The sequence below is a fragment of the Pseudomonas sp. Irchel 3F3 genome (genome assembly GCF_900187545.1).
Lineage (GTDB): Bacteria > Pseudomonadota > Gammaproteobacteria > Pseudomonadales > Pseudomonadaceae > Aquipseudomonas > Aquipseudomonas fortuita.
On the sequence record NZ_FYDS01000002.1, the window covers coordinates 234,172 to 245,413 of the forward strand.

The following is an 11,242-nucleotide window of genomic DNA, read 5'->3' on the forward strand; positions in this document are numbered from 1 at the left end:
CTGAACAAGGAGCACACTTTCATGGACATGCTGCATGCCATGCGTACCTTCGCCAGGGTGGTGGAATGTGGCAGCTTCGCTGCAGCCGCCAATGCGTTGGATATTTCAGCAGCGCAGGTTTCGCGTATCGTCGCCGAGCTGGAAAACCAGCTGCAGACCCGCCTGTTGCACCGCACCACCCGGCGGCTGCGCATGAGCGAGGCGGGCGAGCGGTTTCTGGAGCGCGCGCGGCAAATCATGCTGCTGACCGAAGAGGCGGTGGGTGAGGCCCGCGGTGCGCACCTCACGCCTCGCGGCCATTTGCGTTTGCATTGCCCGCACGGCCTGGGGCTGCTGCTGATGCCGCTGGTGGCCGGCTACAACGCACTGTGCCCGGAGGTGGTGATCGAGCTGACGCTGTCGCAGCGCAACCCTGACCCGCTGGCCGAAGGGCATGACGTGGTCATCACCGTGGACGGCGCGCTGCCGGACTCACAGCTGATTGCCGTCCCGCTCGGCAATATTTTCAGTATTCCCTGTGCAGCACCCAGCTATCTGGAGCGGCATGGGGTGCCTGAGCGCCCCGAGGACCTGCATGGGCACCGCTGCCTGCGCATGGCGTATCCCATGTATGAAGGTGACTGGGTATTCCCCCAGGGTGTGGACCAGTGTGTGATCACACCGAGTGACAACTTCTCCACCAACGTTGCCGATGCCATGCTGGTGGCCAGTGAGTTGGGCATGGGCATTGGCCTGCTACCGTTCTATACGGCCAGCCAGGCGATCGAGCAAGGGCGGTTGTGCAGGCTGCTGGCGCCGTACCGCCTGCGCGAGAGCGCGCTGTATGCGATGTACCCGTCACGGCATTATCTGGATGCCAAGGTGCGGACCTGGATCGATTACCTCAAGGAGCAGTTGCCAGCGTTGTTCGAGGGGCATGCGCAGGTGGTGGATGATTCGCGGTACTGGCGTTGAAACGCAGATCCGCTTACTTGTGGGAGCGGCCTTGTGCCGCGATTGGGCCGCAAGGCCGCTCCCACAGATGGGGACCGCCGTACTACAGGGGGTAGTGCTTCAGCTCGCGTGCAATCAGCATGCGCTGGATCTCGCTCGACCCTTCATAGATCTGGGTAATCCGCGCATCGCGGTAATAGCGTTCCACCGGGTAATCTTCCAGGTAGCCATACCCGCCATGCACCTGGATCGCCATCGAACACACCCGCTCGGCCATTTCCGAAGCGAACAGCTTGGCCTGTGATGCCTCCGACAGGCACGGTTTGCCGGCGCTGCGCAGGCGGGCGGCATGCAGGATCAGCAAACGTGCGGCGTTTACCTGTACCTGCATGTCGGCCAGCAGGTTGGCGATGCTTTGGTGTTCGTTGATCGGTTTGCCAAATTGCACCCGGTCGCGCGAGTAGACCAGCGCCGCCTCGAAGGCTGCACGGGCAATGCCTAACGCCTGGGCGGCGATGCCGATACGGCCGCCTTCAAGGTTGGACAGGGCGATGGCCAGGCCCTTGCCACGCTCGCCAAGGATGTTGGCTGCGGGGATGCGGCAATTGTCGAAGGTGACCGCGCAGGTGTCGGAGGCGCGGATGCCCATCTTGTGCTCGCTGCGGTCGACCTTGAAGCCCGGGTTGTCGGTGGGCACCAGGAACGCCGAGAGGCCCTTCTTGCCCAGCTCCGGGTCGGTCACCGCGAAGACGATGGCCAAGCCGGCGCGGCGTGCATTGCTGACGAATTGTTTGGCACCATTGATTACCCACTCGCCATCGACCCGTTCGGCGCGGGTGCGCAGGTTGTGCGCCTCGGAGCCGGCCTGGGGCTCTGTCAGGCAGAAGCAGCCAATCACCTCGCCGCTGGCCAGGCGTGGCAGCCATTGCTGTTGTTGCTCGGCAGTACCGTAGGCCAGCAGAGGGCCGCAGCCTACCGAGTTGTGAATGCTCATCATCGCCCCGGTGGCGCCGCAGCCTGCGGCGATTTCTTCCACGGCCAGGGCGTAGGCGACGTAGTCGGTGTAGCTGCCGCCGAAGTCCTCTGGTACCACCATGCCCAGCAGGCCCAGGTCGCCCATCTTGCGCACCACGCCGTCATCGATCCAGCCGGCCTTTTCCCAGGCCTGGGCGTGTGGGGCGATCTCGCCGCGGGCAAAATCCCGGGCCATGTCGCGGATCATGATCTGTTCTTCGCTCAGTTCAAGGTCTTGCATCTGTGTACTCCCGGGCTCACAGGCCTTCGAAGAATTGGTCCACCCGCTGCTGCTGCAGCGCGGCCAGGGTCGGCGGGTTCCAGCGAGGCTGTTTGTCCTTGTCGATGATCAGGGCGCGCACGCCTTCGATGATGTCGCCATGCTGGAACCACTGGCGGTCCAGGTGCAGCTCCATGGCAAAGCAGTCTTCCAGCCCTAGCTGGCGACCGCGGCGCAACATCTCCAGAGTAACCGCCATGGCCAGCGGTGAGCGGCTTTCCAGCTGGTCGGCGGCGGCCACTGCCCAGGCATGGCTGTCGCCGATGCTGACCGCACGCAGTTGCTCGACGATGGCTTGCAGGGTGGGCAGGGAGAAGAAGTGATCGATGACCGGACGCAGTTTTTCCAGGGGGGCATCACTCAAAACCTGGGTGCCGAGCCTGGCCAGCAGGTTCTGCAGGTCCTTGAGCGGGTTGTCGCCAAAGCTCAGTTGGTCCAGGCCCTGGTCGAGGGCGGCAAGCTGGTCACTGGCCAGGTACCAGTCGGCCAGGCCGCAGTAAAGGGCGTCGGCCGCCTGGATCTGGGTGCCGCTGACGCCCAGGTAAATCCCCAGCTCGCCGGGGATGCGCGACAGGAAGTAGCTGCCGCCGACATCGGGGAAGTAGCCGATGCCCACTTCGGGCATGCCCAGCCGGCTGCGCTCGGTGACCACGCGCAGGTCGCAGCCCTGGGCCAGGCCCATGCCGCCGCCGAGGGTGAAGCCGTCCATCAGTACCAACACGGGCTTGCGGTAGCGGTGGATGAGCAGGTCGAGGGCGTATTCCTCGACAAAGAAGGTTTCATGCAGCGTGTCGCCCGCTTTGAAACTGTCGTGCAGCGAGCGGATGTCACCACCGGCACAGAAGCCTTTGGGCCCCTCGCCGCGCAGCACCACGGCGCGCACGTGCGGGTCTTCGGCCCACTGGTCCAGGTGCTGGCGCAGGCTACGAACCATGTTCAGGGTGAGGGCATTCAAGCCGGCGGGGCGGTTCAGGGTCAGGTGGCCAACCTGGTTGCGGACTTCGGCCAGTACAGGCTCGGTTGCCAAGGTTTGAGCGTGCGCAGTCATTGCGTTCTCCCTGCTTTGTTATTGATTTTCCAAGTGAAGTCTGGAGTTCGCTGGAGGATCGCAGGATCCTGTCATGCGAATTTGCCCTGCACAATCGACAATTATGCAGGGGTATCGTGCATTTTTGCCGTGGGTGAGTCCTCTAGCAGGGCAATTCATTAACCTTACCGTAATGAACACGCCGGCAGCTTGATTGATCCGCCGGGCAGCACAGCCCTAAGGTGATGTCCACGACAGCGAACCTGTGGAGTCACCATGACAATAACTCAGAATCCACCGCCGCAATGGTCGCGGCGGCGCGCCGAAAAGCAGCGCCGCCTCGATCGGGTCCGCCACCTTGCCGACGGCGTGGTGCTGCCCACCGAACGTATCGTCGAAGCCCTCGAACTGTTGCTGGCCCCCGGCGACCGGGTGGTGCTGGAAGGCAACAATCAGAAGCAGGCCGACTTCCTGTCGCGCTCGCTGGCCAAAGTCGACCCCGGGCGCCTGCACGACCTGCACATGATCATGCCCAGCGTCAGCCGCGCCGAGCACCTTGACCTGTTCGAACGCGGCATTGCCCGCAAGCTCGACTTTTCCTTCGCCGGCCCGCAGAGCCTGCGCATCGGCCAGTTGCTGGAAGATGGCCTGCTCGAAGTCGGTGCCATCCACACCTATATCGAGCTGTACTCGCGGCTGCTGGTCGACCTGATCCCCAATGTCACCCTGGTGGCCGGTTTCATGGCCGACCGTGACGGCAACCTGTACACCGGCCCCAGCACCGAAGATACCCCCGCACTGGTAGAGCCTGCTGCCTTCAGCGACGGCATTGTCATCGCCCAGGTCAACCAGCTGGTGGACCGCGTCGATGACTTGCCACGGGTCGACATACCGGCGTCCTGGGTCGACTTTGTGGTGGTGGCCGACCAGCCTTTCTACATCGAGCCGCTGTTTACCCGAGACCCGCGCCACATCAAGCCGGTGCATGTGCTCATGGCGATGATGGCCATACGCGGCATCTACGAAAAACACCAGGTGCAGTCGCTGAACCACGGCATCGGCTTCAATACCGCCGCCATCGAGCTGATCTTGCCCACCTACGGCGAGTCTCTGGGCCTGAAGGGCAAGATCTGCCGCAACTGGACGCTCAACCCTCACCCGACCCTGATCCCGGCCATCGAGACCGGTTGGGTGCAAAGCGTGCACTGCTTCGGCACCGAGCTGGGCATGGAGGATTACATCGCCCAGCGCCCGGACGTGTTCTTCACCGGCCGCGATGGTTCGCTGCGTTCCAACCGCATGATGTGCCAGCTGGCGGGGCAATACGCTGTCGACCTGTTCATCGGCGCCACTTTGCAAGTGGATGGCGATGGCCATTCCTCGACCGTGACCCGCGGCCGCCTGGCCGGTTTTGGCGGTGCGCCGAATATGGGCCACGACCCGCGTGGCCGGCGCCACGCGACCCCGGCCTGGCTCGACATGACCGTGCCGGAAACCCTGCTGGAGCGCGGCCGCAAGCTGGTGGTGCAAATGGTCGAAACCTACCAGGAAGGCGGCAAGCCCACCTTCGTGGAAACCCTCGATGCCGTGGAAGTCGCCAAGAAGGCCGGCATGCCGTTGGCGCCGGTGATGATCTACGGCGATGACGTCACCCACCTGCTGACCGAGGAGGGCATTGCCTACCTGTACAAGGCCCGCAGCCTGGAAGAACGCCAGCAGATGATCGCCGCGGTGGCAGGGGTTACCGCCATCGGCCTGCGCCACGATCCGAAAGACACCCTGCGCATGCGCCAGCAAGGCCTGATCGCCTTGCCCGAAGACTTGGGCATTCGCCGCACCGACGCCAGCCGCGAGCTGCTGGCCGCCCGCAGCATTGCCGAGCTGGTCGAGTGGTCCGGCGGCCTCTACAACCCGCCTGCACGGTTCAGGAGCTGGTGATGAAAGCACTCATTCTCGCACTCCCCCAGGTTCCTGTGGGAGCGGGTTCACCGGCGAAGAGGCCAGCCCAGGCATCCGAAATTCCCCTGGCCGACCACCTCGCCGACCTGGCCGTTGAAGCCCTGATCGACGAAGCCGACCTGTCCCCCAAACCCGGGCTGGTCGACCGCCGCAGCAACGGCGCCCACAAAGACATGACCCTGACCTTGATGCACGCTTCGGCCCTGGCCTTGTGGCCATGCCTGCGCAACATGGCCGAAGCCGCCCAGTCCATCGGCCAGGTTGGTCAACCTCTGCGCGCCGCACTGGGCCAGCTCGGCCGCGAAGGCGAGGCCGCGATGCTTGCCGCCACCCACGGGGTAAACACCCACCGCGGCGCCATCTGGGCACTGGGCCTGCTGGTGGCGTCCACGGCCCTCGATACCCAGGCAGACGCCTGCACGCTGGCCGCCCGTGCCGGGCGCATCGCGCTGTTCGACGACCCGGCCATGCCGCACCAGGACAGCCACGGCTCGCAGGTACGCCACCGCTACGGCACCGGCGGTGCCCGCGAACAGGCACAGCAAGGCTTCCCCGCCGTGGTCGGGTACGGCCTGCCACAACTGCAACGTAGCCGCGCTGCCGGGGCCAGCGAGTCGCATGCCCGGCTTGATGCGTTACTGGCAATCATGGCCGTGCTCAGCGACACCTGTGTGCTCTGGCGCAGCGGCCCGGCCGGGCTGGCTGCCGTCCAGCAAGGTGCCCGCGCCGTACTTGCCGAGGGCGGCAGCGCCACCTTGGCAGGGCGCCGGCACCTGCGCGGGCTGGACCAGCAACTGCTGCACCTGAACGCCTCACCGGGCGGCGCCGCCGATTTGCTGGCCGCCTGCCTGTTCCTCGACAAAGCCGGGAGCCTGTGAAATGGAAACCCTGAATTTTCAATTCCCCGCCGCCGAACCTGGCCGTGGCCGCACGCTGGTGGGCTGCGTCAGCTCCGGCGACCTCGAGGTGCTGATCGAGCCCGGCACTGCCGGCAGCCTGCACATCCAGGTGATGACCTCGGTCAATGGCAGCGGTGCCCGCTGGGCGCAACTGTTCCAGCGCCTGTTCGAGGGCCGTGCCTGGCCGGCCGTGAACATCGACATCCACGATTTCGGCGCCACGCCAGGCGTGGTGCGCTTGCGCCTTGAGCAAGGCTTCGAGGAGATTGCCCATGACTGACACCGAACGCTTGCTGCGCAGCCGCAGCTTTGTCGAACTGGGCGCCCGACAGCGCGCCCGCGCCGTGCTCGACCCGGGCAGCTTCCGCGAACTGCTGGGCCCGTTCGATCGGCTGATGTCGCCGTGGCTGCCGCGACAGGGCATCGTGCCTCAGGCCGATGATGGCGTGGTTATCGCCAAAGGCCGGCTGAACGGGCGCCATGCCGTAGTCGCTGCCATTGAAGGTGGCTTCCAGGGGGGCAGCATGGGCGAGGTGGGTGGTGCAAAAATCGCCGGCGCCTTGGAGCTGGCCATCGAAGACACTCGCAACGGTACTCCCACCTGCGCTGTGTTGCTGCTGGAAACCGGTGGCGTTCGCCTGCAAGAGGCCAACCTGGGCCTGGCGGCGATTGCCGAGATCCAGGCGGCGATTGTCGAGCTGCGGGCCTTGCAGCCGGTGATCGGCCTGATTGCAGGTTCGGTAGGTTGCTTTGGCGGCATGTCCATCGCCGCAGGCCTGTGCAGCCACCTGCTGGTGACCCGCGAAGCGCGCCTGGGCCTCAACGGCCCGCAGGTGATCGAGCAGGAAGCCGGCATCGGCGAATACGATGCCAAGGACCGCCCCTTCATCTGGAGCCTGACGGGTGGCGAGCAACGCTACGCCAGCGGGTTGGTGGACGGCTATGTGGCCGATGATATCGATGCACTGCGCGATCGCTTGTTGCAACTGCTCGATGCACCCTCCAAAGACCGCGCCAGCCAGCACGCCTGGTTCCTCGACCGGCTGGCCCGGCTGGGCGAAAACTGCCCACAACTGGATGCCGCCGCCGTGCGCGCCCTTTATCAAGGAGAAGCCCAATGAACCGTGCCTTGAACTGGCTGCCGGGCCTGGCCGGCGGGCAAGCCTTGCCGGGCTACCCCGCGTCGCTGCGGGTGATCGACGGCGAACTGGACAACCGCCTGGCGCGCTTCATCGCCGTGGTACCCGATGCCGACAACCCATTCCCCCGTGCCCGCTCGGGCGAGGTCGGCCTGCTGGAAGGTTGGGGCCTGGCCAAGGCGGTGAGCGAGGCGGTGGAAGCTGACCGCGATGGCCAGAAGCGGGCCATTGTCGCGGTGGTCGACGTGCCCAGCCAGGCCTACGGCCGCCGCGAGGAGGCGTTGGGCATTCACCAGGCACTGGCCGGTGCCGTGCAGGCCTACGCCCAGGCGCGGTTGGCCGGGCACCCGGTAATCGGTCTGCTGGTCGGCAAGGCCATGTCCGGTGCCTTTCTTGCCCACGGTTACCAGGCCCAGCGCCTGATCGCCCTGGACGATGCCGGGGTCATGGTGCATGCCATGGGCAAGGCGGCTGCGGCGCGGATTACCCTGCGAAGCGTCGAGCAACTTGAGGCTCTGGCCGCCGAAGTGCCCCCCATGGCCTACGACCTGGCCAGCTACGCCTCGCTGGGCCTGCTGTGGCGCCGCCTGACAGTGGACAACGCCGAGGCACCGAGCCGCGCCGACATTGCCCAGGTGCGTGCCTGCCTGGCAGAAGCGGTGCACGATATTGGCAGCTCGACCGACCTGTCGTCACGGCTGGCGGGGGAAAACCGCAGCGCTTCGCGCCTGGTACGCGAACAGCTGCGCCGCCAGTGGCAGGGCGCTTGAGATGAGCGCGCCAAGGCCGCACGACCTGCTGTGGGGGATGCCCGTGTCGGGCTTGCCCGCCGATGCGCCGCAGTGGGCGCAGGACGTGCTGGCAAGCGGCCGGCCGGTGGTGGTGCGCCGCGCCACCTGTGAGGATGGCTGGGTGGCGGTTGGGGTGCGTGGTGTGGGCCGGGCACAGCGGTTGGGTGTGTTGATGCGCCTGGCCGATATCCAGCGTCGGCAAGGCCCCGAAGTGCTGCGTGTGAACGTACAAAGCCCATGGCCTGCGCTACAGGCACTGGCCTCGGTCGCCCCGGTATTGCAGGCCAGCGGCCTGGAATGGGGGCCGACGGGCGGGGTGGGGTATCAGATTGCGACCGGCGTTGAAGTGGTACACGCCGACAGTGACCTGGACCTGCTGCTGCGTACCCCGCAACCACTGGCCCGCGCTCAGGCGCGGGAGCTGCAGGATATCCTCGACTGCGCGCCGTGCCGTATCGATGTGCAACTGGAAACCCCGGCAGGCGCCATTGCCTTGCGCGAATGGGCCGGTTTTGCCCGCCGCGTGCTGCTCAAGTCGCCGCATGGCCCGCGCTTGGTCAGCGAGCCTTGGGCAGTGATGGAGCGTGCCGCATGAGCAGCCTGTTCGCCTTCCCTGGCCAGGGGGCTCAGCAGGTGGGGATGCTGCAGCATCTGCCAGAGGGCGCCGGGCAGCTGCTGGAGGAGGCCAGCGATACCCTGGGCGAAGCTGCGCAGGCGCTGGACAGCCCGCAAGCGCTGCAGTCTACCCGGGCGGTTCAGCTGTGCCTGCTGCTGAGTGGCGTGGCCTGGGCACGTTGGCTGATGCAGCGCAGCCCTGCGCCGGATTATGTGGCGGGCTTGTCGATTGGCGCTTATCCCGCAGCTGTCACGGCGGGCGCCCTGGGTTTTGCCGATGCCGTGCGCCTGGTCGCCCTGCGTGGCCGGTTGATGCAGTGTGCCTATCCGCAAGGCTACGGCATGACTGCACTCAATGGCATGGACTTGGCCACTGTCGAGCGTTTGCTGGTGGATGCCGGCGGTGAGGTGCATGTCGCAAACCTCAACAGTGAAAACCAGATTGTCATCGCCGGTAGCGATTCGGCGATGGCTGCGGTCGCAGCCCGTGCGCGTCGTCTTGGCCAAGGCGTCGCCCGGCGCCTTGCGGTCAGCGTGCCTTCGCATTGCCCGCTGCTTGATGGCCCGGCAGCGGAACTGGCCAGTGCCTTCGCCTCGGTCGAGTTGCACCGCCCACGCATCACCTACCTCAGCGGCAGCAGCGCGCGCCCGGTGTTCGACCCGCAGCGCCTGCGCGACGACCTGGCGGGCAACATGGCAAGGGTGGTCGACTGGCGTGCCACGTTGCGCAACGCCTTTGAGCGTGGCGTGCGACTGCACCTGGAAATACCGCCCGGCAGCGTGCTCAGCGGGCTGGCCCGGGCCGTGTTCGAACAGGGCAGGGTAGTGGCCGTGGAAGGCACCCGTTGGGACACGGTGGATGCGCTGCTGCGCCAGGAGGTGGCTGACCGGCGATGATGGCTGGCTAACGCAATCCCTGTGGGAGCGGCCTTGCGTCGCGATTGGGCCGCAGAGCGGCCCCGGCAATTCTGAAGTGAAGCGAAGATCCCTGGGGGCGCTGCGCACCCCTGTCGCGACACAAGGCCGCTCCCACAAAGACCGCGAACGCCGCATAAGTGTGTGTTTACGAAGAACAACAACAAGCAACTTCGACACAACCTGAGGACAACAACAATGATCATCTATGGTGTGGCTCTGCTGGCGGTCTGCACGCTTGCTGGCGTTATCGTCGGCGACTTCCTGGGCGTGCTGCTGGGCGTCAAATCCAATGTGGGCGGGGTTGGCATCGCCATGATCCTGCTGATCTGCGCACGGCTGTACATGCACCGCAATGGCGGCATGAGCAAGGAATGCGAGTTCGGTGTCGGCTTCTGGGGTGCCATGTACATCCCGGTAGTGGTGGCCATGGCGGCCCAGCAGAACGTGGTCACCGCCCTGCACGGCGGGCCGGTGGCGCTGCTGGCGGCAGTGGGCGCGGTGCTGGTGTGCGGCGCGACCATCGCCCTGATCAGCCGCAGCCACCGCGGCGAGCCTTTGCCCGCGCTTGAACCCGCCCCTGAAACCCGCGCGCAGGTTACCCCTGCAGGAGGTCGTTGAACATGTGGCCGATTATTGAAAATGCCTTGGAGCACAACGGCCTGGTCACCGCCTTTGCTGCGGTGGGCGCAATCATGTGGTTGTCGGTTGTGCTGTCGAAATACCTCACCTTCGGCCGGGTGCACGGCTCGGCTATCGCCATCGTCATCGGCCTGGTGCTGGCCTGGGTCGGTGGCACCGTGACGGGCGGGCAAAAAGGCCTGGCCGACATGGCGCTGTTCTCCGGCATCGGCCTGATGGGCGGGGCCATGCTGCGTGACTTCGCCATTGTTGCGACGGCCTTCGAGGTGCAGGCCACCGAAGCGCGCAAAGCCGGGATGATTGGCTTGGTGGCGCTGCTGCTGGGCACGGTGCTGCCATTCATTGTTGGCGCGGCAGTCGCCTACGCCTTCGGCTACCGCGATGCGGTGAGCATGACCACCATCGGCGCAGGTGCCGTGACCTATATCGTCGGCCCGGTGACCGGGGCGGCGCTGGGTGCCAGCTCGGACGTGATGGCTTTGTCGATTGCCACCGGGCTGATCAAGGCGATCCTGGTGATGGTGTTCACCCCGGTGTCGGCGCGCCTGCTGGCGCTCGACAACCCGCGCTCGGCGATGGTGTTCGGCGGGTTGGCCGGAACGGTGTCGGGGGTGACCGCCGGGCTGGCGGCGACGGACCGGCGGCTGGTGCCGTATGGCGCATTGACCGCCACCTTCCATACCGGGTTGGGGTGCCTGATGGGGCCGTCGATTCTGTATTTCTGCGTACGTGGTCTGGTCGGCTGACGTCGTACCCTCCTTTCTGTGGGAGCGGGCGTGCCCGCAAAGCAGGCGACTCGGTGCATGGCACCGGCTTCGCCGGTGTTCGTGGCCACGTCCGCTCCCACAGTGATTGCATCGCCTTCAAGTCATGCAACCCGTTGCCCCCAAATCGGGGAAAACCGCCGGGGGATCCTCCCCAACTTGTTTCGATTGATCGTGCAAACCCCTGATAAATAATAAAAATATCCTTCTGGCATACACCTTGCTCCACCCCTCCACAGAGTTCCCGTGCCCCGGAGGTGTAGC

Annotated in this window: 12 protein-coding genes; 10 read left to right on the plus strand and 2 right to left on the minus strand. The window is 65.7% G+C overall.

Annotated elements, in window-relative coordinates:
- Positions 1-21: 21 nt before the first annotated feature.
- Complete coding sequence (locus CKW35_RS04530) at positions 22-954, plus strand: LysR family transcriptional regulator (RefSeq protein WP_023048678.1); 933 nt, start codon at positions 22-24, stop codon at positions 952-954.
- An 82-nt stretch (positions 955-1,036) separates the two neighbouring features.
- On the opposite strand, the gene CKW35_RS04535 is transcribed toward CKW35_RS04530, so the two are convergent.
- Both CKW35_RS04535 and CKW35_RS04540 read right to left on the minus strand, forming a co-directional pair.
- Positions 1,037-2,188, minus strand: coding sequence for an acyl-CoA dehydrogenase family protein (locus CKW35_RS04535; RefSeq protein WP_016487366.1), 1,152 nt, complete (start codon positions 2,186-2,188; stop codon positions 1,037-1,039).
- 16 nt (positions 2,189-2,204) lie between these two features.
- Positions 2,205-3,275 carry an enoyl-CoA hydratase/isomerase family protein gene (locus CKW35_RS04540; protein ID WP_095115237.1) on the minus strand — a complete coding sequence of 357 codons (1,071 nt, stop codon included), beginning with the start codon at positions 3,273-3,275 and terminating at the stop codon, positions 2,205-2,207.
- A gap of 255 nt (positions 3,276-3,530) precedes the next feature.
- Here CKW35_RS04540 and mdcA point away from each other — a divergent pair, with 255 nt between their 5' ends.
- From mdcA to madM, 9 genes are all read left to right on the plus strand, one after another.
- Entirely contained in the window at positions 3,531-5,192 is a 1,662-nt protein-coding gene (mdcA, locus tag CKW35_RS04545; RefSeq protein WP_016487364.1) for a malonate decarboxylase subunit alpha, read from the plus strand.
- On the plus strand, positions 5,192-6,091 hold the full coding sequence (locus CKW35_RS04550; protein ID WP_095115240.1) for a triphosphoribosyl-dephospho-CoA synthase: 900 nt from the start codon (positions 5,192-5,194) through the stop codon (positions 6,089-6,091). The genes mdcA and CKW35_RS04550 overlap by 1 nt, the downstream gene beginning before the upstream one ends.
- A 1-nt stretch (position 6,092) precedes the next feature.
- On the plus strand, positions 6,093-6,392 hold the full coding sequence (locus CKW35_RS04555) for a malonate decarboxylase subunit delta (RefSeq protein ID WP_095115243.1): 300 nt from the start codon (positions 6,093-6,095) through the stop codon (positions 6,390-6,392).
- On the plus strand, positions 6,385-7,233 hold the full coding sequence (locus tag CKW35_RS04560) for a biotin-independent malonate decarboxylase subunit beta (RefSeq protein WP_070086971.1): 849 nt from the start codon (positions 6,385-6,387) through the stop codon (positions 7,231-7,233). The genes CKW35_RS04555 and CKW35_RS04560 overlap by 8 nt, the downstream gene beginning before the upstream one ends.
- On the plus strand, positions 7,230-8,021 hold the full coding sequence (mdcE, locus tag CKW35_RS04565; protein ID WP_060518141.1) for a biotin-independent malonate decarboxylase subunit gamma: 792 nt from the start codon (positions 7,230-7,232) through the stop codon (positions 8,019-8,021). Before CKW35_RS04560 ends, mdcE begins: the two co-directional genes overlap by 4 nt.
- A 1-nt stretch (position 8,022) precedes the next feature.
- Positions 8,023-8,637: a malonate decarboxylase holo-ACP synthase gene (locus CKW35_RS04570; protein ID WP_024717553.1), complete on the plus strand. Its 615-nt coding sequence runs from the start codon at positions 8,023-8,025 to the stop codon at positions 8,635-8,637.
- Positions 8,634-9,554, plus strand: coding sequence for a malonate decarboxylase subunit epsilon (gene mdcH, locus CKW35_RS04575; RefSeq protein WP_095115245.1), 921 nt, complete (start codon positions 8,634-8,636; stop codon positions 9,552-9,554). Before CKW35_RS04570 ends, mdcH begins: the two co-directional genes overlap by 4 nt.
- A 216-nt stretch (positions 9,555-9,770) precedes the next feature.
- Entirely contained in the window at positions 9,771-10,193 is a 423-nt protein-coding gene (madL, locus tag CKW35_RS04580; RefSeq protein ID WP_016487357.1) for a malonate transporter subunit MadL, read from the plus strand.
- Positions 10,194-10,195: 2 nt separating this feature from the next.
- On the plus strand, positions 10,196-10,960 hold the full coding sequence (madM, locus tag CKW35_RS04585) for a malonate transporter subunit MadM (RefSeq protein ID WP_016487356.1): 765 nt from the start codon (positions 10,196-10,198) through the stop codon (positions 10,958-10,960).
- Positions 10,961-11,242: the final 282 nt, after the last annotated feature.